Origin of the sequence: Roseburia zhanii (assembly GCF_014287635.1) — a bacterium.
GTDB lineage: Bacteria > Bacillota > Clostridia > Lachnospirales > Lachnospiraceae > Roseburia_B > Roseburia_B zhanii.
The window spans coordinates 399806-426784 of record NZ_JACOPH010000002.1; the positions used below are offsets into that span (position 1 = coordinate 399806).

General features: G+C 40.4%; 20 protein-coding genes, 1 tRNA gene and 1 rRNA gene. All 22 read right to left on the reverse strand.

The genetic code is table 11. From position 1 onward, the window contains the following. Window positions 1-4: 4 nt before the first annotated feature. Window positions 5-2797, reverse strand: a complete 2793-nt coding sequence (locus H8S17_RS04860; protein ID WP_186866459.1) for an ATP-binding protein — start codon at window positions 2795-2797, stop codon at window positions 5-7. 41 nt (window positions 2798-2838) lie between these two features. Beyond that, the gene (locus H8S17_RS04865; protein WP_186866460.1) at window positions 2839-3888 is read right to left on the reverse strand and encodes a response regulator; all 1050 of its coding nucleotides are present in this window, start codon (window positions 3886-3888) and stop codon (window positions 2839-2841) included. 105 nt (window positions 3889-3993) lie between these two features. Then, entirely contained in the window at window positions 3994-5928 is a 1935-nt protein-coding gene (locus tag H8S17_RS04870) for an InlB B-repeat-containing protein (protein WP_186866461.1), read from the reverse strand. A 175-nt stretch (window positions 5929-6103) separates the two neighbouring features. After that, window positions 6104-7234, reverse strand: coding sequence for an iron-containing alcohol dehydrogenase (locus H8S17_RS04875; RefSeq protein WP_186866462.1), 1131 nt, complete (start codon window positions 7232-7234; stop codon window positions 6104-6106). Continuing rightward, window positions 7234-8601: an aspartate aminotransferase family protein gene (locus H8S17_RS04880; protein ID WP_186866463.1), complete on the reverse strand. Its 1368-nt coding sequence runs from the start codon at window positions 8599-8601 to the stop codon at window positions 7234-7236. The genes H8S17_RS04875 and H8S17_RS04880 overlap by 1 nt, the downstream gene beginning before the upstream one ends. A gap of 90 nt (window positions 8602-8691) precedes the next feature. Further along, the gene (locus H8S17_RS04885; RefSeq protein WP_186866464.1) at window positions 8692-10044 is read right to left on the reverse strand and encodes a putrescine aminotransferase; all 1353 of its coding nucleotides are present in this window, start codon (window positions 10042-10044) and stop codon (window positions 8692-8694) included. A 254-nt stretch (window positions 10045-10298) separates the two neighbouring features. After that, on the reverse strand, window positions 10299-10832 hold the full coding sequence (locus H8S17_RS04890; protein WP_186866465.1) for a chorismate mutase: 534 nt from the start codon (window positions 10830-10832) through the stop codon (window positions 10299-10301). 8 nt (window positions 10833-10840) lie between these two features. Next, the gene (locus tag H8S17_RS04895; RefSeq protein ID WP_186866466.1) at window positions 10841-11653 is read right to left on the reverse strand and encodes a Cof-type HAD-IIB family hydrolase; all 813 of its coding nucleotides are present in this window, start codon (window positions 11651-11653) and stop codon (window positions 10841-10843) included. 182 nt (window positions 11654-11835) lie between these two features. Continuing rightward, the gene (locus tag H8S17_RS04900; RefSeq protein WP_330595631.1) at window positions 11836-14706 is read right to left on the reverse strand and encodes a leucine-rich repeat domain-containing protein; all 2871 of its coding nucleotides are present in this window, start codon (window positions 14704-14706) and stop codon (window positions 11836-11838) included. A 439-nt stretch (window positions 14707-15145) separates the two neighbouring features. Further along, entirely contained in the window at window positions 15146-16624 is a 1479-nt protein-coding gene (locus H8S17_RS04905; RefSeq protein WP_186866468.1) for an aldehyde dehydrogenase family protein, read from the reverse strand. A 19-nt stretch (window positions 16625-16643) separates the two neighbouring features. Further along, a complete protein-coding gene (locus tag H8S17_RS04910) occupies window positions 16644-17696 on the reverse strand; it encodes an ABC transporter substrate-binding protein (protein ID WP_186866469.1) in 1053 nt (350 codons plus the stop codon). A gap of 34 nt (window positions 17697-17730) precedes the next feature. Further along, window positions 17731-18531, reverse strand: coding sequence for an ABC transporter permease (locus H8S17_RS04915; RefSeq protein ID WP_186866470.1), 801 nt, complete (start codon window positions 18529-18531; stop codon window positions 17731-17733). Between the two features lie 3 nt (window positions 18532-18534). Next, window positions 18535-19401, reverse strand: a complete 867-nt coding sequence (locus H8S17_RS04920; RefSeq protein ID WP_186866471.1) for an ABC transporter permease — start codon at window positions 19399-19401, stop codon at window positions 18535-18537. An 11-nt stretch (window positions 19402-19412) separates the two neighbouring features. Further along, window positions 19413-20522 carry an ABC transporter ATP-binding protein gene (locus tag H8S17_RS04925; RefSeq protein ID WP_186866472.1) on the reverse strand — a complete coding sequence of 370 codons (1110 nt, stop codon included), beginning with the start codon at window positions 20520-20522 and terminating at the stop codon, window positions 19413-19415. A gap of 27 nt (window positions 20523-20549) precedes the next feature. Beyond that, a complete protein-coding gene (locus H8S17_RS04930) occupies window positions 20550-20897 on the reverse strand; it encodes a P-II family nitrogen regulator (RefSeq protein WP_178051071.1) in 348 nt (115 codons plus the stop codon). 199 nt (window positions 20898-21096) lie between these two features. Next, window positions 21097-21846, reverse strand: a complete 750-nt coding sequence (locus tag H8S17_RS04935) for a LuxR C-terminal-related transcriptional regulator (RefSeq protein ID WP_186866473.1) — start codon at window positions 21844-21846, stop codon at window positions 21097-21099. Between the two features lie 172 nt (window positions 21847-22018). Beyond that, window positions 22019-23485, reverse strand: a complete 1467-nt coding sequence (locus H8S17_RS04940) for a 4Fe-4S dicluster domain-containing protein (protein ID WP_186866474.1) — start codon at window positions 23483-23485, stop codon at window positions 22019-22021. A gap of 121 nt (window positions 23486-23606) precedes the next feature. Continuing rightward, a complete protein-coding gene (locus tag H8S17_RS04945) occupies window positions 23607-24143 on the reverse strand; it encodes a GNAT family N-acetyltransferase (protein WP_178052177.1) in 537 nt (178 codons plus the stop codon). Window positions 24144-24177: 34 nt separating this feature from the next. Beyond that, window positions 24178-24960 (reverse strand): ZIP family metal transporter, encoded by a 783-nt coding sequence (locus H8S17_RS04950; RefSeq protein ID WP_186866475.1) that lies wholly within the window; start codon window positions 24958-24960, stop codon window positions 24178-24180. Between the two features lies 1 nt (window position 24961). Beyond that, on the reverse strand, window positions 24962-26155 hold the full coding sequence (gene fliB, locus H8S17_RS04955; protein ID WP_186866476.1) for a flagellin lysine-N-methylase: 1194 nt from the start codon (window positions 26153-26155) through the stop codon (window positions 24962-24964). Window positions 26156-26525: 370 nt separating this feature from the next. Beyond that, a tRNA-Met gene (locus tag H8S17_RS04960) sits at window positions 26526-26599 on the reverse strand. A 212-nt stretch (window positions 26600-26811) separates the two neighbouring features. Further along, window positions 26812-26979, reverse strand: a 23S ribosomal RNA gene (locus H8S17_RS04965); the annotation flags it as partial.

Below are 26979 nucleotides of genomic sequence, written 5' to 3' on the forward strand. Positions count from 1 at the left end.
CTTATCACCTCATTTTTTCCTGTAACTTCATCAGTTCTTCTTCTGCCCCTAAAAAGTCAAATGCCTCTGCTTTTTCTTCTACAGAAGATAACACAGTCCTTAATGCCTGTCCCTGATATTCGTATTGGAAAAGTTCCTTTAATAACCCTTCTACAGCCGTACTTTCAAATGTATCTAACTGTTCTGCTAATTGTGTAAATAATTCCGTTAGTCTGTCTTTTCCGATTTGTTTCTCTGTTCCACGTTCTTCTGATGCATATCCTTCTGATGTATCTTCCATCTTTGCCGCACCGGTATCACCGGAAGTATCTTCTGTTTTTTCTGTAATGATATTGTCTTTAAGCACATCCATGATCTTACGGTATTCCTGCATCATTGCTTCGTGATGTTCCGTGATATAGGCTTCATCAGACGACTGCCCTGCTGCTTCTAATGCTTTTGCCATTTCTGATAATTCTTCTGCCCCGATCCCAAGTGATGTGCTCTTAACCGCATGGACTAAGATCGTATAGTTTTTCCAGTCTTTTTTCTGATAAGAATCTTCAATCTCCTGAATCTTATGCAGTCCGGTCTTATAATAAGCAGATACAACATCGATATAATCTTCTATAAGTCCTCCACAGTAAATGATCCCCTGCTGTACATTGATCCCCTGCATCGAAAGATCATGTTCCTTTTTTTCTTCAGAATACAGTTTTGTCTTTTCCTTCTTCGCCGTTTCATATTCTTCTACTTTGATGATCTTATCCTCCGGAATATATCGTCTTAATACACGCTCTAATACGGAAAGTTCGATCGGTTTTGCTACAAAGTCCGCAAATCCCTCGGATAAAAACATTTCCCTTGCCCCGCTGATCGCATTTGCTGTAAGTGCAATGACCGGAATGTTTTTAAAGTAATTGCCCTGCTTCTGGCGGATATGATAAAGGGTTTCCACTCCATCCATTTCCGGCATCATATGATCCATGAATACAAAATCATATTCCATCGTATCTAATTTCTGTAATGCCTCCCTGCCGCTTGTTGCCGTAAATACTTTGATCCGGTAAGGACGGAGCAGTCCTTCTACAACCCGTAAGTTCATAATATTATCATCGACAACTAAAACACTTGCCTTCGGTGCGATAAACCGGTGATTTGCATAGATATTGCTGTCAATACTCTGTACCACGCTCTCTCCATTGAGCACAGATACTGCGGATAATACATAAAATGGCTTATATATCTTGAACAGTTTCCGGTTTACATTGCTGTCATTTTCCCGGTCTAAAATTAAAACTACTTTTGTCTTTTCTGCTAATGCATCAAAATACGGCTTGTCCTCGCAATATTCTTCCCAGCTGATAAAGACATGTGTATAGTTTGTCTTCTCGATACGGCGCTTTAATTCCGGCAGATTCCGGCACAACCGGAATGATACGCGAAGCTGTCCTGCCATCCGTTCGATACTTTTAGCATAACCTTCCCTGATTGCCGAATAATCATATTTTTCCATATTGATATAACCAATCGCATGGATCTTTTCCGGATTTCTGATAGTTACGATCGGCTCATCTTCTAAAACTTTCTGTGGAATCACGAACTGGACTTCCGTCCCCTTTCCATAAGTACTTTTTACTGTAATGAATCCACCCATTTTTTTGACGATTGCCTGTGAGATTGCAAGACCTAAACCAATACCGCCTTCTTCCCTGTTTTTTTTCGTATCGACTTGATTAAAGGTGGTAAATAATTTCTCTAAATTCTCTTTTTGTATCCCGATTCCGGTATCTTTGACACTGACTGTCAGATTGATCCCATACTCCTCTTTTCTGGCACTAAACCGGATCAATATACAGCCTTCCCTTGTAAATTTGATCGCATTGCTGACTAAATTCATGATCACCCTGCGCAGTTTCTGTTCGTCCCCTGACAGATTTCTGGGAATCAAAGCATCGCAGTCCACGATCAGTTCCACATTTTTATTATTTTTCAAGGCAACTGCCATGTTCATGACATCGTTGACTGTTGATGTGATATTATAAGGTTCTTCGATCAGATCCATCTTCCCGGATTCTAATTCTGAAAAATCTAAGATATCACTGACAACAGACAGCAGGTTTCTTCCGGCTGTCTGGATATCAAATGTATATTCTCGTGCACTCTCTGAAAGATCCTCGCGCAGCAGCATTTCACTCATGCCACAGACAGTATTGATCGGGGTTCTGATCTCATGGGAAACATTTGCCATAAAATCATCTTTGCTCTGTTCTGCTATTGTTAAGGTTTCTATGGTACTGACTAAGGTTTCATTTACGTCAATATGTGTTTTTACCAGATAATAGGTCACACATTCAATCGTAAATACAGACACGATCTGTAAGATCACACGAACGACATCCTCTATCGCAGATGCGTGGATCGTCCGTATGACAAATCCATGATAGATCATTAAAAAGAGTGACGCTGCAACTGCTAAATGTACAATCTGCGGGATATTAAATATTCCAAGCAGGATCACAAGTGCACCCATAGTAGAAAGTATCGGTGGAAGGCTCTGTGAATGCATTCCATAGATCACAAAATTAAATAATGCGATCGCACTGATACAAAATGCCCGAAAACGGTAAGTTCTGTATTTTTTTATGGATATCCACCATGCCACTGCCATTCCAATCAGTATAAATGGCAGTATCCAGCTTGCCCAGCCAATCACATATGTCACTAATGACATGGCTAACGTATAGAAACTATAAATGATCAGTATGATCTTTTCCTTTTTCGACTGGCTTTCCTCCAGATAATCTGTTTTTTCCACTGTATTCCTCCACTTAATTTATAACTGTAACACAATCTCTATCATTCCATCTGATTTAATATTTCCCGCAATTTATCTTCCATGCTGATAAATACATCTGTGATAATAGGATCAAACTGTGTTCCTTTACCGGCTAAAATCGTATCCATGACTTTTTCTAAAGGACGTATTGCCGGTTTATAACACCGTTCCTCATACAATGCATCAAATACGTCTGCTAATGCCATGATCCTGGCACATAATGGTATCCTGTCCTTCGAAAGTCCCATCGGATATCCCCTGCCGTCCCATCTTTCATGGTGGTAATATGCGATATCCTGCGCCATCTTTACGTATTCTTCATCTTCTACATCTCCGATGATATCCTGTATGATATCTCTGCTGTAGACTGTATGCATCTTCATCACTTCATATTCTTCTTCCGTCAGTCTTCCGGGTTTTTGTAAAATGTGATCCGGTATCCTGATCTTTCCGACATCATGTAATGGTGCTGCATTACACAGATCATGGATATATGCATCATTTAAAATGTCCTGATAGATTCCACGCTCGCGCAGTTCATCTGCGATCAGTTTCACATACATCTGTGTATTCTTCACATGTTTACCGGTACTGTTATCCCTTGATTCGATCAAGTTTGCCATACCTGCGATCACATGCTCCTGAATATCTTTGATCTGCTGTGTCTTTTCTTTTACCATATCCTCTAAATGCATATGGTAATGCTCTAATTCAAGTGTTTTCTTTACACGGCTTAAGAGCACTTCCGGCACAAAAGGTTTTCCTACAAAATCGATCGCACCTACCTGAAAACAGGTCGTTTCTGTTTCCACGCTTTTATCTGCTGTTAAAAAGATCACAGGAATGGACTTATAGGAATCATTGCCCTGCAGCTGTTCCATGGTTTCAAAACCATCCATTTCCGGCATATTGATATCTAAAAGGATCAGATCCGGCTTATGTTTTTCTAAATAACGCAAGGCTGCTTTTCCTGAATTTGCGGCTGCAATGCGAAATTCTTTCCCTAACATTTTCTGTGCTAACATTAAGTTTGCACTGTCATCGTCAACCACTAAAATCACTTCGTTCATATGCTCTCTCCCCCTTTCGTTGATATAACAAAAACTTCCTGTTATCCGTTTTATTTTACACAAGGATAGCTGTGCATCATAAAATTGCACAGCCATCCGGTCAGGTTACTTTATCTTTACAGTTTTAATCTTGCTCCATGCACCGTATTTTTTCTTTCCTGTTGCAGAATCTTTCTGGTACATACGCACCTGTACATAGTAAGTCTTTTTCTTTTTCAGTTTTGATATCTTACCTGCAGTTTCCGATATGGTTTTCTTCTTTGCAGATTTCATATTCTTATTTAAAGAATAGCGGATCACATAACCGCTTGCAGAAGAAATCTTTTTGATCTTGACTTTCATCGTCTTAGAAGCTGTACTTTTCGCATAAGAGATCGATGCTTTTACCGGCTTGATTTTTGCCCAGTGTGCATAATAGACCGTACTTCCACTGACCGGTGTAGCCGCTGAAATCCTGCTGCCGCCGGATGCCTTCGTGTACCATCCTAAAAACACATAATTCTTACGCTTTGGTGAAAGAAGCCTGCCTACACTTTCTCCATATGCAGCTGTCTTTGAGGTATTTGTCACACTCTTCTTTCCGATATAGCCGCCATTTGCATTGAAGCTTACCACATACTGCGGGATGGCTGTCACTTCTGTCACCGTACTGTCAAAATAACCATTGGCAACGGCGACTGCTTTGATCGTGGTTGGTGCTGTGATCGTAAATGCACCGGTATATTTTGCTGCTCTTGAATATGCGATCGAAGGATTCGTGCCATCTGTCGTATAATAAATCGTTCCACCGGAAGGTGCAGACATACTGATCGTATCCTGATTGCAGACGATCTGTGGTGCTGTAAGTGTGACCGATGGTGTACTGACTGTTCCGGCATCTGTCCATGTAGCACCTGAATCATATACTAATTCCGGCAAATACCCTGTCCACATAGATTCCGGTGTATGGGATCTTACCAGTCTTGCCGAATCATTCATAAATGCCTGGTTACTTCTGTTAAAATATTTATATCCGACACCCTGTCCATATATGGCAGCCTGTTCTGTTGAAAAATCATCCCATGTCAGATCTGTATAATACCAGATATTCTGGATACGCACAATGTTCCATTCATGGTCACCACTTGTTACAATGGAACAGTCAATGCCTGCTGCATTCATCAATAACTGCATCGCCTGTGAATAACCTGCACAAACTGTCGTATCTGTACAAAATACACTATAGGCTACCTGATTATATTCATTCATATCATCGCTCTTTGTATCATATCCGGGATCATAACTTACTTTTTCACAGATTAGATCATGCGCTTTCTTCTCTTTTAATAATTCGGTCGGCTGTGCATTGATCTGTGGCATCCATGTATCGATCACAGACTGCATCCGGCTCGTCGCTGCTGCACGGGCAGTTCCATTTGCAAATGCCGGAAAAACAGTAAGTGTGATGATTCCGCCTGTTCCCATCGTACTTCCGTATACGCTGATATCTAAGAAATAATATTGCGGATTTGAATATTTAAACATCAATGCTGTATTCAATGCCTTTGTACCTGACATATTGGAAAAGATAACAGATTTTGTCGGATAGACCGTTTTTCCGTCTTTATCCTGTGTGGAAGATATCGTATCTGTTCCTGTCAGATAACCCAGACACATACTGTCTAACTGATCCCAGAAGGTCTTTTCATTGCTGTTTAACTGGTTATAGTAATAATTGCTCGAATAACTATCCCATGGATGCTGATAAACTGCAGAGCCTTTTGTCAGATCATCTTCATCTTCCTCATAAATTTCTGACAAAGAACCATACTCGGCTTCGTGATATTCCGGCTGAATAAAACCTCCTGCTTTTTTTAAGAGTTCCTCTGTAAAAGCATCTGTTCCTGCTGTATCATCTATACTATGATCTGTGGCTTCATAACTCTCCTGTATAGAAACAATCTCCCCCTCAGCTGCTGTTGTTTCTGCAAATGTGCTCTCTGGAATACTTCCAAACAGAATCACACCTGCCATGACTGCTGCTATCAATGATTTTCTCATATGTCTTCTCCTGTTTTTTATTCTAGTTATGTATATCTTACTATATTTATCGGAGAATGGAAAGATTTTTTATACTTTGATGTGGGATTTCGCAGGATTGTATGAAAAAAGCACCGTTATCCTCTCAGAATAACGGTGCCATATATAGGAACACAAAAATCTCAAATTATGGCAACTACATTGCCTTTTCGTATAATCTTTTGATATCTTCCCTGTCGAATGTGACCGGATGATTTGCAATGCCTGCTGCGGAAACTTTAAAACAGTTTTCCACCATCCAGTCAATATCTTCCGGTAAAATCCCCTGTTCACTCAGGGTTGTTGCAAGATCAATATCTTTTAAAAGCTGACGCACACGGTCGGCACAGTCTGTTTCATCTTTACCGCCAAGACATCTTGAAATCGCTGCAAATTTTTTCGGTGCTCCTTTGATGCTTTCTTCGATCACAGGCGGAGTCAGTGCTGCAAGTCCTCTGCCATGTACGATATTACGCAGTCCGCTTGCCGGATGCTCCATACCATGTGGAACGGTAACACCTGCGGTATTGATGACCATTCCTCCGATCGTACTTGCCCATGTGACTGCATCCCATGCCTCTGCATCACCGTTTCCCTGATATACCTTTAACAGGTTTGCCCCGATCAGTTCCATGCCCTGTAAAGCTAACATGTCGGTCATCGGCTGTGCGATCTTTGAAATATATGCCTCCATACAGTGGCATAATGCATCAAAACCTACCGATGCTAAAATATGCTTTGGCATCGTTTCCATCAATTCTGAATCGATGATCGATGCTTTTGCTACAATCGCATTACAGCGTAATGATTTTTTATCGCCATTATCAGGATTCGTCAATACTGCAAATCCATTGCCCTCACTTCCGGTTCCACAGGTAGTCGGTACTAAGATCAATGGTAATGCCACATCGGATTCTAAACGGTTAAAGATATAATCATTGATATCGCCGTCATTGACAGCTAGAAATGCGATTGCTTTTGCACAGTCCATGATGCTGCCGCCGCCTAAGGCAACGACCATATCACAGCCATTTTCTTTTGCAAACTCTGCACCTTCCATTGCTGTTGTTGTCAGCGGGTTCTGGCTTACGTTATCAAACAGAACACTCTCTAATCCTGCTTCTTCTAAATATTTCACAGCCCGGTCTAACAGACCTGATTTTTTTGTACTTCCTTTTCCGGTCACGATCAATGCTTTTTTTCCATAAGTTTTTGCAATGCTGCCTAGTTCTGCAACTCTGCCTCGTCCAAACACCAGATTGACCGGTAAATGATAATTAAATTTCATTATTTTAAGCTCTCCATTGCTTCTACTAATGCTTCTTCATAGATCTTAAGACCTGCTTCCATCTGTGCATCTGTCATGCAAAGCGGTGCAAGGAACCGAATGACGTTACCGGCAGAACCTGCATTTTCAAGCAGCAACCCTTTCTGTAATGCACACTGAATCAGTTTGCTTACCAATTCCGGATATGGCTCTTTGGATTCTTTATCTTTTACCAATTCTACTCCAAGCATTGCACCCATGCCGCGGACATCACCTACAACTTCATATTTTTCTTTGAAGCTTTCAAATCTTGTCCTTACCACGTCACCGATATGGCGTGCCTTTGCCGGATAATCATCTCTTTTATAAATCTCCATTGTCTTTAATGCTGCTGCACAGGAAAGCGGGTTACCACAGTAAGTACCACCTATGGTTCCCGGAATAACGGAATCCATGATTTCCTCACTTGCTGTGATCGCACTGATCGGTGCTCCGGCACCCATGGATTTTGCTGTAGAAACGATATCCGGTGCTGCTCCTGCTTCTGCCCAGTACTCTGATGCAAAATATTTTCCTGTTCTGCAGTTACCACACTGTACTTCATCTGCGATCAGTAAAATGCCATTCGCATCACAGATCTTACGGACTGCCTTGATCCATTCGATCGGTGCCGGAATAAATCCGCCTTCACCCTGTAACGGCTCTACTAAAATTGCAGCAACGTCTTTTGCCAATGTCTGCTCATCAAATACTTTTTCTAGTTTTTCTATATAAAACCGGATTGCTTCGCTCTCTGTATATCCTTTTGGTGCACGATACAGATATGGGAATTCTGCCCGGTAGATACCAGCCGGGAATGGTCCCATGCCGTTAGAATATGCTTTTTTAGCGGTCAGCGCCATGGTCAGGTTGGTACGTCCATGAAATGCACCGGAAAAACAGATTACGTTTGGACGTTTCGTATATGCTTTTGCAACTTTGATCGCATTTTCATCTGCTTCTGCACCGGAGTTTGCAAAATAGGTCTTTTTCTTTGTTCCACGACATGGAATGGTTTCATTAAACTTTTCTGCTAATTCCACATAACCTTCATGCACAATAACATTAAAAATGGTATGGAAATATTTTTCGGACTGTGCTTTTACGGCTTCAATGACTTCCGGATTAGAATAACCGATATTTAACACACCAACACCACCGATCCAGTCTAAGAATTTATTGCCATCAAGATCTTCGACCATAGCACCTTCACCACGTTTGATACAAATTGGATAAGTGGCTCCGCAAAGTGCTTTTGGAACTGCCTCATTTCTACGCTCTAACAATGCTTTTGCTGATTTTCCCGGTACACTTCCTGTTACGATTTCCGGTAATGCTTCTCTTAACATTTGAAACGCCTTCTTTCTACTGTAATATTTCGACTGTTATATGATACACGAATTGCTCCGTTGCTACGCCACTCTCACAATTCTACCATTCTATAAATTGAACTCTGCTTTTGTGTCTGCAAGTGCTGCGTCCATTCTCTCAATAACCTGTGCAATCTGTTCTTCTGTAATAACGGCTGTCGGCTCGAAACGGATACATTTTGCATTAACTAATGTACCTGCTGTCATAACACCTCTTGAGAATAAGCCTTTTGCAACAGAGTAACCGATATCACTTGTCTTAAACTCAACTGCAAGCATCAGTCCTAAACCTCTGACATCGTCGATCACTTCCGGATATTTTGCTTTTAAGGACTCTAAGCCGGCTTTTAATGTCACACCTTTTCTTGCACATTCTCCCGGAATGTCATGGTCGATCATATATTTGATCGTTGCGATCGCTGCGGAACAGCATACAGGGTTACCACCAAAGGTAGGAGAACCTAATAACCATGGGTTGTCGATCAGTTCCTGTGTCCACATCTGTGGTCTGCAGATAATACCAGTGATCGGCATGATACCACCACCAAATGCTTTACCATATGTCATGATATCCGGTGTGACACCTTCTGCTTCACATCTCCACATCGTACCTGTTCTACCCATACCACACTGGATCTCGTCAAAGATCAATGCTACACCGTATTCATCACAGATTTCACGAAGCTCTTTTAAATATCCTTCTGGCGGAACAATGACACCAGCTTCACCCTGAATCGGTTCAACGATCATTGCGGCTACTTTTTCACCAACTGCAACTAAGTTTTTGATTGCTTTTCTTGCATCTTCTGCATTACCATATTCTACGTGCTGTACCTGCTGTACCATTGGAATATATGGTGTTCTGTATGTACTCTTACCACCCATGGAGATCGCACCCATTGATTTTCCGTGGAAAGCACCAACAGTTGAGATATACCATCTTCCGCCTGTAGCGATCCTTGCTAATTTCAGTGCCATCTCAACGGCTTCTGCTCCACCGTTGGTAAAGAAGCAGTACTGTAAATCTCCCGGTGTGATATCTGCTAATGCTTTTGCAAGATAACCACGAAGCGGATCTAATAATTCCTGTGAATGTAATGCCTGATGATCTAACTGTGCTTTTACGGTATCTAAGATCTCCGGATTTCTGTGTCCGCATGTGTAAATACCAAAACCACCTAAGCAGTCGATAAATTCTTCTCCGTATAAGCCTTCACAGATACCATCATGATCTGTCCACTCTAATACAGCGGAGTTTGTAGAAACGGATTTACGATATTTTAACCAGCCCGGACTTACATAGTTGTCAAAATAATCTAATGTCTGTTCTGTCATCAATTTTTTGTCTGCATCATCTAATTTGTCTGCATGGATATATTCAATTACTTTACCTAAATCTTTGCTTACCTGTTCAAAACTCATAATCTTATCCTCCTTAATATCTGCTGTTTTATGATGTTTCTTCTGATTTCCCTTTCCATGCGAGTGCGCATCCCGCATGGAATACTTTTTATGCTGTTAGAACATTTCTATTGCATAAAAAAGACGGAACCTGTGTTTCCACAAGCTCCGTCGCTTCATATGCTTATAATAGACTATACAGTCTGCTTTTGCAATCCACCATAATAACCATTTTTATACTACTTTTTAATTATTTTATCTGTGACCGCATGATTTTATTTAGGTAGTATCTGTACCTCTTTTATCTCTTTTATCATCTGAAGGACTGCTCCTTTTGCTAAATTCCGAGAAAAATCTCCGCTCACCCGATAGCGGTAATGTGTGCCGTTTTCTCCCTGCTCTGTCACTGAAATATCTTCGATTGAAAGGTCTGCTAATGCTGCTGCATCCAACATCGTATAAAACTGTGTTTCGCCCTGTTCATCTGATGCTTCTATGATGATACTCCCATTCCCTTCCGGCAAAACTGCAAGTTCTTCTGCCATATCCGCAATCTGTGCATACTGGTACGTCCGGCTGATCGCCATGACCTGTCTTACAAACATCTGATATTCCGGTAATTTTTCTGTTTCCACCTGTGCGGAACGCTTTTCTATGACTTCTTTTTCACGTTCAGGCACATAAACTGCCCCGCCATTTTCTTTTTTGACTGCGATCACCTGTGCGGAAAGATCCATGCGTGCAAGAAATAATTCTTTCATCTGTGTATCGATCACATCAATTTTTTGTCTGATCTCATCTAATCCCATAAAAACTCCTATACTAACATAAACTGATATACAACATCTGCAACGCCATCTTCATCATTTGATCCTGTGATGAAATCAGCCACTTCTTTTACTTCCTCCTGTGCATTAGCCATTGCAACACCAAGTCCTGCCATCTGTATCATGGAACGGTCATTAAATCCATCTCCACAGCAGATCATATGTGTCCTGTCTGTCTTTAACGCATCTAACAAAATCCCTAAGGAATATGCCTTATCAATATACTGTGGCATCATCTCCAGATAAAACGGCTCTGATCGGAAAATATTTAACTGATCACCAAACTTCTCCCGCATAAGCTCCTGCCCTTTTAAAACAGCTTCCGGCTCTCCGGTTAAAATCATCTTATTCACCGGAAAATCCACAAACTCTGCAAAATTTTCAACATACCGAAGCGGCATTTTTGTGATCCTGCTCTCTAATTCCATATACTGATCCTGTGGTGTACCGATAATAATCTCACTATCTGTATAAGTAAGAATACCAAGTCCTGCTTTTAAAGCCTCTTTATAAACCGGAGCCACCCATTCCGGAGAAATTGTCTTATCATAGATGATCGATCCATCTGCATAATTGATGATATGTCCTCCGTTAAAAGACAGGATATAACTTCCATACAGATCTAATTTTAATTCATCTGCAAGCCCTGTCACACCTCCGGTCGGTCTGCCGGATGCCAATACGACTTTTTTGCCTGCACATTGTGCTTTCATCAGGGCATCTTTTGTCTTTGGGGTAATCTTCTTTTGTGAATTTGTCAGTGTTCCATCTAAATCAAGTACGATGATATCATATGTGCCCACAGGTATTACCTCATTACTTTCTATTGGATTTGGTTCTGTTTTATATGGATTTTATCCATCTATCGTTCCTTTTTCAAACTCCATTAGTATAAGACGTTTCTCTTATTTCTGTCAATATGCATATAAAAACAACGTTACAGTCCACAGGATAACCTGTAAACTGTAACGTTGTTTATCTTACTTTAATATGCCTTTACTTTGATTTTAGATGAAAGTCCTCTGCTCTTAAATAATTTCTTGTAAGCGGATAATTTCTTTTTCGGTACTTTGATCGTCGTTGCTTTTGTAATTCCCTTAAATGTACTCTTAGAAAGTGTCTTTGCTGTCAGTTTGGTGGATTTTATCGTAATTGTCTTTAACTTCTTACAGGCGGTAAAGACATTCGCTCCGATCTTTGATACATTCTTACCGATCGTAACGGTCTTAAGTTTCTTATTATTCTTAAATGCATTCTTTGCAATCGATGTTACTTTATAAGTCACACCATTGATCTTGATCGTATCCGGTACGACGATCTTTGTCTGTTTTTTGTTCTTCGGTGCCTTATATTCTACTTCATAAACATTATCAGAATTCTTCTTGATGGTATAGGAAGCTCCATCTGCCTGATTCACAACCACCTGTCCGACGGTAAGTGTATCTGCCGTCTGGTTATTCTTATCTGTCGTTGTCTGATCATTCTTACTGCTATCGGACGGCTGTCCACTTATGGTTTCTTCCTTCTTGATCACCGGAATCACAACTGCTGCTTTCTGATAGCCGCATACGTTACATTCCTCATGGCTGCTGCCTTCGGTACTCTCTGTTGCCTGACGGTCGATGACCGTCTTGAATGTATGCTCTGCCTGTTCTAATTTCTTTCCACACTCATTTTTGCAGTCTTTCCAATGTACCTTTTCATCCTTTGGCCAGACTACATCTGTGGTATCATGTCCAAGCGGATTTAAGATCACTGTCTTTGTCTGAACCTCAAATACCGGATTTGTAAATTCTGCTCTGTAATCTCTCTTTCCACTGGTTTCACAACCCGCTTTTTCTTCGGTATAGGTTGTTGTTACAGTTTCATTTTCTGCTTTTTTACATCTCTTACAGATTCTGCTTGCCGTACAACTCATTTCACTTTCATTCCATGTATACTGTGGCTCATCATAATCATGTCCGAGTGGGTTTAGGATCACTGTCTTTGTCTGAACCTCAAATGCCGGATTTGTAAATTCTGCCCTGTAATCTCTTTTACCACTAGTATCACAGCCTGCTTCTTCCTCTGTATAAGTTGCAGTTACGGTTTCAGTGTCTTTATAATCACATCTTTGGCACTGTCTATATGCTGTAAAGCTCATATCGCTCTCATTCCATGCATACTGCGGATCACCATAGAGATGTCCCGCTGTATTGCTGTATGTACTTCCATCCTGATATACAGTCTTACCTCTTAATATCGGAGCCTTATCCGTTCCAATATTCTGTCCCCAGAACAAATTCTGATTCCGGTCCTCTCCACTTCCATCGAGCAGATATGCAACTTCTCCACTACTAAATTCTTCCATGGTCTTTGTGATCTCGCCATTCCATGGTGATGTATTCTTCTCCATACAGTAACAATTCGATATCTTGCCGGTGATCTCCTCTTTCTCGTCTTCTCCGTTACCGATCAGCGGATACTCCGTTGTATGAAAGCAATTCTTAATATTAACACCCATAAATTTCCCTACAATACCACCAACGTCTGTGGCATCTTCACCGGTTACTTCCACATTTCCTGCATTGAATGTATTTTCTAAACTGCTACTCGTAATGTTCCATAATCCAATCACACCGCCGGTATACTTGCCTGTATTTTTGACATTTCCAATATTCCCATAATTACCACTATCTGTTTTTGTAGCCATTTTTCCGATCACACCGCCGACATTATCTCCATTTCCTTCCACATCTCCGGCATTGAACATAAATCCCTCTGTAGAGGTCATCGGTAAATAACATGCACTCTCCCCGAGAAGTCCACCTACACTCGTCTTACCTGTGATCTTTCCCATATTGAAAATGCCTTTTGCTGCCTGAACCGGATATCTGGCACCTGTATTTTCTAAAAAACCTACAATCCCGCCAACACCTTTGATTGCTGCGGTCACTTCCCCATAATTTTGTATCCGTCCATTCTGGGATATTAAAGATACCTGCTCTCCATATCCGATCAGTCCACCAGTCCCTCTATAATCACCGTTCGCTGCATTATGGATCTTACCATCATTGCTGATATCTCCATTCGCTTGAATGAACATAGCACTTGCATATCCGACCAAGCCGCCGACATTATCAGCATCTGACGTAGCAGTTACAGAGCCGGAATTGGTAATCCCTTCATGAGCTGTTATATCAGTTGAATTGTACCCTGCACCGACAAGTCCACCTACACTTTTCGCTCCTGTGATCGCACCTGTATTGCTGATCGAGGTATCAGATTCGATCTGTGCACCTAATGCATATCCAACCAAGCCGCCTGCATAACTGTCACCTGCTGTTACATCTGCTTTATTGTTACAGTTTACGATTTTTGCTCCATTGGCTTCTCCACAGATACCTCCTACATAAAACTTGCCTTTAACACTTCCTGCAGTTGTTACATTTCTTATCTCTCCACTGCTGCCTAATATGCCAAACAAACCAGCATGAGTGTCACTTTCTCTGTCAACATGGATCGTGATCTCTGTCCCGTTACCATCGAAAATCCCTTTATAGGAAATGGTGGGATCTCCAATCGGATTCCATGTTAAGTCTGTTTCTTCTCCACGTACCGTTGTATCGATCTGTGTTACACCATCTGCGACTTTCGCACATTCATTTCTATCCTCAGATTTGTCTACAATCTCTGCGAACTGCCACAAATCCTCCGATCCGGTGATCACATACGGATCATCTGCTGTTCCATTTCCCTGCAATTCTTCTGCCGCATATACTGTCATACTTCCCTGACTTCCCATTACCATACCTGCCACAGCCAGAAAGCCCAATAACATGCCGCCTGCCATTTTCCTGCTTATCATTTTTGTCACTTTCAAATTCCGTGCCTCCTTTTTTATTTCATGTACACCCGAAATTTTTTGTTTAGATGATTCCGACAGCAGACTTTCATCTACTCTTAGACTTCTCCGTTTATAAGGTTTCAAGAGTGTCTTTTGACAATATTTTTATATTAGCACCAAATTATGGGTCTGTCTACTTAGACTAAAGTTATGGTTTTTATATAAAAATAACCAAACTTTGTTGAACCTTCCCTATAAAGATTCGAGTGTCAAAAGGTGGCTCACAACTTAGTGGCTGGCAAATTGCACAAAGCCGAGACTATTTTGTGACTTTGTGCAATCTGCCAATCAAAAAACTGACAGCCACCTTTTGACACCCACAGCCTATAAAAAAGAACGCTACAGTTCCCTTACCATATGCAAACTGCAACGCTCTTTCAAAACTCTGTTATGATATTTTCAAAACCTCTTAATGCTCATACCATCCCACAACACCTGGTGTCAGATTAATATTGATCTGTTTTACCTCCTGATATTCCTCTAAACCATGAATACCAAGTTCACGTCCAAGACCGCTCATCTTGTAGCCGCCCCATGGAGCTTCATTGAAAGTCGGATTGTAACAGTTGATCCATGTGATACCTGCGCGGATCTCTGCAATTACCCGATGTGCTCTTGTGATATCTGAAGTAAAGACTGCACCTGCAAGACCATAATCGGTGTCATTTGCCATTACGATCGCTTCTTCTTCAGTTTCAAATGTCTGGATCGTTACGACCGGTCCAAAGATCTCCTCTCTGACGATCTTCATATCCGAAGTACAGTCATCGAAAATTGTCGGTCTGATAAAGTAACCTTTTGCACATTCTCCTTCGGTATAACGCTCTCCACCTGTCACAAGTGTTGCACCTTCATCTATACCACTCTGGATATAGGACAAAACTTTTTCCATATCTTTTTTCGTAATGATCGGGCCCATGTCAGGATTGTTCACAGGATTACCGATCGTCATAGCTTCTGTCTTTTTCTTTAAACGTGCCACAAATTCATCTTTGATGGATTTTTCAATAATGATCCTTGATCCTGCAGAGCATACTTCGCCCTGATTGAAGAAAATACCGATCATAGCCCATTCTACCGCACCATCAAGATCGGCATCTGCAAAGATCACGTTCGGGGATTTTCCACCTAATTCCAAACCGATCTTTTTCACATTTGTTGCTGCGCAGCGCATCAGGCTCTGTCCGACTCTTGTACTTCCGGTAAATGTGATCATATCCACATCTTTATTTTCTCCCATTTCTGTTCCTACTTCTGCATCTCCCTGCAATAAGTTGACGCATCCCTTTGGAAGTCCTGCTTCTTCAAACAGTTCAAATAAACGGATCGTCGATAACGGTGCTTTTGGACTTGGTTTAAATACAACGCTGTTTCCTGCTGCAAGCGCCGGTGCTAATTTCCAGACTGACATTAAAAACGGATAGTTCCAAGGTGTGATCTGTGCACATACTCCGACTGGTTCATGTACTGTATAGCTGTGCATTTTTCCAAATCCTTCATTGACATCATAGACACCGCCATAAGGTACTTTGATCAGTCCTGCATAATATTTAAAACAGTGTGCACCATCACTGATGTCCCCTTCTGCCTCTCTTAATGGTTTTCCATTGTCGATCGTATCTAACATTGCAAGTTCGTCTGCATGTTCTTCGATCAGATCTGCGATCTTAAGCAGCACATTTCCTCTGGTCGTAGAGTCCATATCCCGCCACTCTCTGGTCACATAAAAGGATTTTTTTGCGGCTGCGATGGCTGCTTTTGTATCTTCCACACTGCTTTCATATACTTTTGCGATCACTTCTTCCGTTGCCGGATTGATCACATCAAAACTCTTTTTTTCACTACCGGTTACCCATTCCCCATCGATAAACATCTTTTTGATTTCCATAATGATCTTCTCCCTTTCATTACTGTTTTAATTCTGTCCACATATTGTCATAGATTGCGATCGTATCATTATCTAATACCTTATCACGTTCACCTGCTTCAAACACTTCTGCCGGAACGTTCTTTGCTTCGTTTGATGCATAATCTGCATTTGCTTCAATGGCTGTCTGGTTACAGTTTAAGTATGGAAATTCCTCCATGACCATTCCTGCAACTTCCGGATCACACATAAAGTTGATAAATTTCATTGCGTTATCATAGTTCTTTGCACCTTTTGCAATTGCCCAGTTGTCAATGAATTTGAAAGCACCTTCCGATGGATATACGATCTTGACATCAGGGTTGTCTTCCATTGCCAATGCGATCTCTGCACTCCAGCAGTATGCTAAGGTACACTCACCGGAGATCAGCTGTGATTTTGGTGAATCACTGTCATAGACTTTGATATTATCTTTTAAGGAAAGCAGTTTATCTTTTACCTCTGCTAATTTTGAGGCATCTGTTTCATTGACACTCAGTCCCATGCTCCGTTCTACCATTCCGATCGTTGCACGGTAATCGTCTAATACGACTAATGAATTTTTATAATCGGATTTGAACAGATCATCATAGGAAGTGATATCGTCGGTAATCTTAGAAGTATTGACACCGATTGCTGCCACACCACCCTGATATGGTACGGAATATACATTGCCCGGATCATAATCTGCATTTAAGTACTGGCTTCCGATATTATCAAGATTGGTCAAAGCACTCTGGTCTAATTCCTCTAACAGGCCCTGTGCTGCCATGGATTCCACCATATAATCACTTGGCTGTACAATGTCATATGTACCTTCGGATTCAGATTTTACTTTTGCAAGCATATCTTCATTCGAAGAAAATGTTGTCACATTGACTTTGATACCATAATCTTTTTCAAACTTTTCAATGACTGCATCCGGTACATATTCTGTCCAGATAAATAAGTTCAGTTCTCCATTTTCTGCGGAAGAAGATTTACCGCCACAGCCTGCTAATAATGCTGCTGCCATACAACCTGCTAATAATACGCTTAAGATCCGTTTTTTCATAATCGTTTCCTCCTCATTGATATTCACTTATGACTTATGCCTTCTTTTTCTTTAAAAAATCACTCTGTGTCAGTACAACTAACACGATCGTTCCTAATAAGATCAGTGTCGAAAGTGCATTGACATCCGGTGCAACACCGCTCTTAATGCTTTCCATAACTTTTAACGGATATGTTTTTGTCTGTCCATTAACAAAGTAACTGATGATCACATCATCAATGGATAAAGTAAATGCTAACAATGCACCACCTGCAATTCCCGGTGCTAATACCGGAAGTGTGATCTCAAAAAAAGTGATCACTCGGTTTGCCCCAAGATCCATGCTCGCTTCTTCGATTGAGTTATCATAACCACTTAACCTTGCCCTGACATTAAATATGACAAATGGTACGGAAAATGTGACATGTGCCAGGATCAATGTAAGCATTCCTCTTGGGATATTCACATTTGTAAACAGTGACAATAAGGAAATACCAAGTACGATCTCCGGAATAACGACCGGAATATATAACAGTCCATCGATCACGCCTTTTCCTTTGAATTTGTACTTATACATTCCGAAAGCACCTAAGGTACCGATCATGGTTGCAAGCAAAGTACTTACAACTGCAATGATGATCGTATTTCCAAACGAGGAAAGCAGTGCTCCATTGTCAAATAATCTCACATACCAGTCAAAGGTAAATCCTTTCCATGTCAGATATGGTTTGCTTGTGGTTGCATTAAAGGAATTGACAACGATCACAAGGATCGGCAGGAACAAAAACAGATATACACAGGTACAAAATGCGATTCCAATCCCTTTTTTTGTTTTTCTTTTTCCCTGTCTTGACATTTCCTACACCCCCAGACTTTCCATATCTCCGCCTAACTTCTGATAGATTTTTACCAGAAGCAGTGTGATTAAGATCAATATGATCGACAATGCTGCTCCTAATGGCCAGTTATTACCACTCTGGAACTGTCGTTCGATCAGGTTACCGATAACATCTGAGTTGCCTCCGCCTAAGATATCTGCAACGAAGAAATATCCCAATGCCGGTATAAATACCATGATACTTCCTGAAAAGATTCCGCTTGCCGTAAGAGGTAAGATCACTTCAAAGAATGTTGAAAATCCTTTTGCCCCTAAATCAGCCGAGGCTTCTAAGAGGCTGCCATCTAATTTTTCAATCGCTGTATAAAGCGGAAGTACCATAAATGGGAACAGGCAGTATACCATGCCTAATACCGTTGTTCCTCTGTGGAACAAAAGCTCTAACGGTTCACTTGTAATATGTAAAAACTGAAGTGCTGTATTTAACCAGCCTGTTGTTCCTAAAAAAGTTTTCCATCCATAAATACGGATCAGTGAGTTTGTCCAGAATGGAATGATGACTAACATATATAAGATCATCTTTTTCTTACTCTTTGTCCTTGCGATCAAAAACGAAAACGGATACGCTACAAGGATACAGATGATCGTAGTTAAAAAAGCGATCAATACAGACTGTCCATAGATCTTGATATAATTCACATCAAACAACCGTTTGTAATTATCTAACGTAAACTGAAATGTTACATTATAATACTGATCTAAGGAACAAAAACTCATCACTCCCACATAGATAAGCGGAACTGCTACAAAAAACAATAACCATAATGTAACCGGTCCTACCGTAACTAATGATGGAAGTGTATTTGCTCTCCACTGGTGCTTTTTCATACCATCACCTCCTAGCCTAAAACTACATTGTCAACTGCCTGATAAAAGATCTGATCTCTGTTGTGGATCACAACGACATCTTTTTCATTCCAGTATGGGAAGATCTGCTCTCCTAACTGTGGCAGCGGCTGTCCTGCTAAACGTTCGATCTTTAATTCATTTCCGTTTGGAAGGACGGCGATACATTTTACTACAGAACCTACATAAACATAATCTTTAACGGTTGCGATCAACGTAAATCCTTCTACCGGATCTAATGCATATTTCATCTTTTCCGGTCTGACAGAAACATTGATAAATTCACCTGCTGCAAATTCACTTCCGGTTGCTTTCACATCACCGTTTTCAATCTGGATACTTAACGATTCTCCGTTGATCGACCTGATCGATCCATCGAAGATATTGGTTTCTCCGATAAAAGTTGCAACAAATTTTGTTGCCGGATGCTCGTAGATTTCTGTCGGTGCTGCTACCTGATCTAAGACACCTGCATTCATGATCGCGATACGGTCGCTCATCGTCAATGCTTCTTCCTGATCATGTGTTACATAGATAAATGTGATATTTAATTTTTTCTGCAGCCGTTTTAACTCTAACTGCATCTGCTTTCTAAGTTTTAGATCCAACGCTCCAAGCGGCTCATCTAACAGTAATACCCTTGGTCTGTTGATCAGTGCCCTTGCAATCGCAACACGCTGTTTTTGTCCACCGGAAAGCTGGCTCGGATAACGTTTTTCAAATCCTTCTAACTGTACGAGTTCCATCATTTCATGGACACGTTTTTTGATCTCATCTTTTGGGACTTTTTTCATTTTCAGTCCGTATGCGATGTTATCATAAATAGTCTTATGTGGAAAAAGTGCGTAACTCTGGAAAACGGTATTGACATTTCGTTCAAATGGTTCTTTTTCCTCGATCGCTTCGCCCTCGACTTTAATACTTCCCGATGTCGGTTCTTCAAATCCTGCGATCATACGGAGTGTTGTTGTTTTTCCGCAGCCTGAAGAACCTAACAGTGTTAAAAATTCACCTTCTTCTACAACAAGGTTTAAATCCTTTACAACATGATTACTTCCATATATTTTATTTACTCCGTTAATTTCAACTATTGGTCTTGCCACATTGTATCACCTCGATCCCAAATTCAACTATAATGCTTTCTCTCCACGCTCACCTGTACGGATACGGACAACTTCTTCAATATTTCTGATGAAGATCTTTCCATCACCGACATGATCGGTTGCTAATTTTTCTCTGACTGCTAAAATGATCTTATCTACTAATTTATCTTCTACAACTACCTCTACGCGGATCTTCGGCAACAGGTTGATTGTTGTTTTGAATCCTTTGATCTCATTGACTCCTGCTGTACTTCCTTTCTGGGTACCACATCCCATGACGGTTGAGATTGTCATACCACCGCAATGAATGGAATCTAAAATGGATTTCACATCCTCTAATTTTTCTGGTCTGATAATCATTACTATTTCTTTCATATTCTTTTCCTCCTTAATCCTCATCAACTTATTTACCAGTTATAATAGCGTTTTTAATATAATAGAAATTTCCTATTATATAAAAAAAGAGCCATCCTCTATGGATAGCTCCTTTGCTTATTTGAAATCATACTACCTTATTTTTTTATTTGCAATGCATTCTTGTTACCATTTTTATGGTACTTTTTAAGTATTTGAACTACTCTTTTTCCTTGATCATCTTAAACATCTGTACACGATTTTTAATACCAAGCTTACGATATATGTTTAAAATATGCTTTTTTAGTGTATTAACGCTGATTGCTAACTCGTCGCAGATCCGGTTGTTATCCTTTCCCTGCATCAGTAGTTTTAAGATCGTATGCTCACGCTTTGTCAGATCATAGGTTTCACACGCCTGGGTAACGGTCAGTTTTTCCTCTGAGCCCGAATCTTCCTGCCTGTCACGATACAGACGGTAAGCAATATGGTCTTTTAACATATCTAATAAGAATATATCATCATATTGAAAATTATCCTTTCCGATCGTGCGGTAAAACGTGATCACACCTAAAAATTCCTTATTTCTTCCTAAGATCATCTGTAAAGAATAATGCCATTTATTCGGACGGTAGATCTTATTATAATACTCTGTCTGCACACGTTTTTCATCTGAGATAATGTCTGTTTCCCGATAGACTAAACACTTGCCGCTGTACATGATCCCCCGGCTGTAATCTAAATCTTCATAATCTACACAGGCATCCTCATCACAATTATAGGTAATCGGTTCGGTTAATCTTTTACTGCCATCTTTTGCTGCCAGATAAAAATCCGCACTGTCAAAATCCAACACCATTTTCATCTGCTCGATCAGCTGTTCCCGCATTGTCCTTGCATCTTCCGTTGTATAAATCTTGTAAATGATACTATTTAATATCATCCAATCATTTGTTTCTAACGTTTTCATAGAACCACCACCTTGTTTTTTCCATAACTGCTTGGTACTTTTTTATTGTAAACGAATAGCAAAAAAGAGGGTATACTCTTTCGAATATACCCTCTTTGGTCTTATTTAATTATAGATTATAATTAGTTATGTGTAAAATTGCAAGTCTTTTTTTGTAATTCTTCTTACCTAACTACGCTTCTGTCTCATGCTCTGCGCGGTGCATGGAGAACTGTTTCATGTCATAATGCTCTAAGTTATCTACGATCGTACGCTCATCTGCCTGTGCGATCAATGCATCACGGTCTTTCTTAGCTGCTAACTGGTCTTTGAATGCACTTGGTCCACCGACACAGCCACCAACACATGCCATACCTTCGATGAAGTCTTCCGGTAATCTTCCTGCTTTTAATAAGAGAAGTGCTTTCTTACATTCTGCAGCACCATTTGCCTTACATACTTTCGGATCGCAGTCATAATCTTTTTCTTTCATATATTCTACAACTGCGGCTGTAACTCCACCGGAATTACCAAAACGTTTACCAAATGTAGAAGATTCCTGATATTCATTTTCAGATGGCTGTAATTCTACACCTTTTGCTCTCATCATTGCACGGATCTCACTGTAAGTTAATACATAATCTGCATTACCTTCGATATTGTGCTCATTTGCTTCGGATTTCTTAGCAATACATGGTCCGATAAATACGGTTACTGCATCCGGCTCTTTTGCTTTTAGCATACGGGAAACGGCACACATCGGAGAAATAGCTGTTGAGATCATATCCTCTAATTCAGGATAATGTCTGCGGATCATATTTACAAATCCCGGACAGCAGGAAGTTGTTTTCTTCTTGCCTTCCTTGTATGCTTCGTACCATTCTTCGCCTTCTGCCTGTGTGGTCATATCTCCACCAAGACCAGCTTCTACCATATCCTTAAAACCGATCAGTTTCATTGCATTACGCCAGCTCTGCATGGTGATATTTGCACCAAACTGACCTTCTGTTGCAGGTGCTAAGATCGCATATACCGGTTTGCCGGATTTTATTGCGTTGATCACATCGACCATGTATGTCTTAGATGCGATCGCACCAAATGGACAGCTATGGATACAGTTACCGCAACGGATACATTTTTCTTCATCAATGACGGAAATACCATTCTCATCATATGTAATCGCATTGACCGGACAGTTAAACTTACACGGACGTTTCAGATGTGCGATTGCATTGTATGGACAGGCTTTGGCACATTTACCACACTCTTTACATTTAGATGGATCAATGTGGGAACGATGCTGTCCAACAGAAATTGCCTGAAAATTACAAGCATTCACACAGGCTTTACCGATACAGTTCTGACAGTTATCTGTAACTACATAACTAGAGATCGGACAGTCTTCACATGCGGAACTGATTACCTGAATAATATTGCCATCATCTACAGCTCCCGGTGCTTTTCCTTCTGCTAAACGGATTCTCTGACGGATGATTTCTCTCTCTTTATAAATACAGCAACGGAACTGAGGTGTCGGTCCCGGAATCAACTTGTAAGGAATATTATCTTTTTCTTCTTCTAAAGTTCCCTCGAAAGCGTGTTTCGCTACTTCATATAAAACAGCGTGTTTAATTTTGATTACGTTTTCATCAGCGTACATCTTATTCTCTCCTTTTCACATATACTTGTCTGTATGCTTCTTAGAATATTTTATAATATCGTTAAAAAATTATCAATAGTATGTTCCTATTATTCGACGCAATTATTGTATTTATTTCAGTTCAAAAGTCATATTGATAGACTTCATAAATTTCTTCCCTGCCCTGATGCAAAAAACCGCAGTTTTCCGCCACCTTTCTCGATGGCAGATTCGCACTGCGGATCAATAGCTTTGCTCCTTTACAAAATGGATATTCGTACAGCCAGTCTAAAAATGCTAACAGGGCTTCTGTCATATAACCCTGATTTCTGTATTCTTTTGCCATCGTATATCCGATCTCCACATATCCATCTTCATTCGGAAGATATTTACAGCCGACTAAACCGATTCCTCTCTTTTGCTCTTTTTTTTCAATCAGCCAGTAAGTCAGCCATGGATGTGCTTCTTTCGGTGCCTGTTCCATTCTGTCATATCTTCGTCTGACTGCCTGTGCGATCACCTCTGAAACTGCGGATTCCTGTAAAAATGTCTGTGTCCCATCAATGATCTGCTTTATTTCTTCTAATGACAACGCATATAAATACAGGCGTTCACTCTCTCTGTTTTCCTGCATATTTACACTTTCATCTCTTTTCTTTGTAACTACTGTTTCGTACATCTTTGTTTATCATGCCAGACCGTTTTTCCTGTCATTATCCAAGCATCACATCTAACATCATCATCAAAAGAAACCCGATTGAAAAGCCGATCGTCGCAATGTCCGAGTGCTTTCCCATTGAAGCTTCCGGCAATAATTCTTCGACTACGACATAGATCATCGCCCCTGCTGCAAACGCAAGCAGATATGGAAGAAACGGTGTTATAACTCTTGTTAAGAGAATCGTAAGCCCTGCTCCGATCGGCTCTACGATTCCAGACAAAGTTCCATATAAAAATGCTTTGTGACTGCTTTTTAATTCATTTTTCAAAGGAAGTGAAATAACTGCCCCCTCCGGAAAATTCTGAATGGCGATTCCAACTGCCAATGCGACTGCTCCGGCTAATGTGATCGTCGTTTCTCCTGTTAAAAATCCTGCAAACGTCACTCCGACTGCCATGCCTTCCGGAATGTTATGTAACGTTACCGCAAACACTAACATGGCACTTTTAGGCAATTTGCTCGGCAGTCCTTCCGGCTGCTCATCATTGATATGTAAATGCGGCAAGATCTTATCGGCTGCTAATAAAAAAAAGATACCTAATGCAAAGCCGGCCGCTGCCGGAATACACGAAAATCTTCCCATATCGGCACACTGTTCCATTGCCGGCATCAAAAGTGACCATACACTTGCTGCAACCATGACACCGGATGCAAAGCCTAATAACATTTTCTGTATCAGCGGCGGTATTTCATTTTGAATCATATAAACACATGCCGCACCTAATGTTGTTCCCAAAAAAGGAACGAATAACCCAATCAACAGAATTGTATTCATTCTATTCTCCCTTTCTATTTCCTATGATAAATGCAAAATAGCCCCATTCCCAGATCAGCGTCTGAAAACTTTCCTCTAAATATTCCCAGATATCCGCATCATCATATCCCGTCATTCTTGCGATATAGACGATCACTTCTTTCATCTGTTCATAGGAAAGTGTTCCTGTCTGCTTAAATGTTAAAAAAGCTGCCTGACGCATAATCGCATATTCCATTCCGATCCACTGCATTGCGACGGTCATATCCTGCCAGTCATAGTCATCTAATAACAACTGACCAAACATTTCTGCGATCAGATATTTCCGCAAAAGCGATTCCTGATCCCGATATACTTTTAAAAACTTCCCATACTCCTGCATAAATTCATTTTCAATATAACCATCATCTGTTTCCATTCGTGAGGCTTCTTCTCGAAGCGGTTCTAAGAAAATTCGATAGATTCCCTGTTTCCAATAATTTTCTGTCATATCTAAAAACAGGGCATTATCTTCTAAGAAAGTATCTTCTATCTGAAAATCCATCTCATCAACTGCCTGTGAAAGTTCCTCTAATTCTTCTTTCTGATAGGACACTCTGCCATCTTTTCCTTCTAATAAAAGATAAAATCCCATCAATAATGCCTTTTCGATCGAAATTTTTTGATCTTCTAAGCAGGAAATCAATAACATACGCAGTTGATACAAATGACGCTCTTTGTTATTTTTTATATCAGATTCCATCTTTTCCATAGCTTCTTTATCTAACACGTCCTGTGTATCCCGCCAGAAATCCACAACAGCCGGACAGCAGGCTGCTAAAGAATATTCTCTGCGATCCTTAAATTCATGGATCTCTCTTGGAAATTCCCTGCATGTCTTCGAAAGTATCTGATCTCCATAACGCAATACTAATTTACAGAGTTTCTGCTGGTCTAAAAAGGGACATTCTTTTTTCTCATTCAGACAGATCACATCTGCTTCTTTATAATGGATCAGATACTCAGAAAGTTTTTTCGTTTTTGCATTTTCTATATATTCTGTTTCTCTATGATCTGACCATCTGGTATCGTTCCATTTCTTAGAGGACTTCTCATCTACAGATATCTTCCATTCCTTGCAACAGGTGATCGGACATTCCGATGCTAAACACTGAAACTTGTCATAATATGTTGTCTTTATCTCATGCTTTTTTCTGTGATTCACCCTGTTTGCCATATGATCCTCTCTGATTTCTTCTGTCGTTTTGTATTTCCTTATTACTTTCTTCTTAATATTATATGCAGCTTTTATTCTTTGGATATTGTAATCTATTTTGTTCTTTTGTGTCAAATTTTAAAATGGGAGTTCATTAGACTGCATTAGACGTAACAAAACCGCCAGCAGAACTGGCGGTTTCAAAGGGGAGAGTTTATGAAAAAGTTTTGTATCACTTCTGTGATGCTATAAATATAACAAATAAATTTGAACAAACTTTGTCTTACAGCTTAAAGAAAGATAAAAATTATTAAAGATCTATAAACTTGGTTGCTTTTGACCCCCGAATCCTATACAGCAAAAAAGGCAAATCATTTCGATTTGCCTTTAGTAGCGGAAGGGAGATTTGAACTCTCGACACCACGGGTATGAACCGTGTGCTCTAGCCAACTGAGCTATTCCGCCATATAGTATGAAAAGACGTATAAAACGTCATTCATTTTCTCTTTTTAGTTTTCAGATTTCATATACCTTCAAAACTTCATACAGATCTATCCGATTTATGCTTAGATATGCGGTCAACATTCTTTCTTAGGAAGTTCGGCTCACTTTGTTCGCCGAACGACCAGAAATGCTAACCTCAGCCTTCGCTGACGCTCGCCTTCTCTAAGCATTTCTTGGTCAAGCCCTCGACCGATTAGTAACAGTCAGCTCCATGCATTGCTGCACTTCCACCTCTGCCCTATCTACCTTGTAGTCTTCAAGGGGTCTTACAGTTTATAACTGGGATATCTCATCTTAAGGGGGGCTTCACGCTTAGATGCCTTCAGCGTTTATCCCTTCCA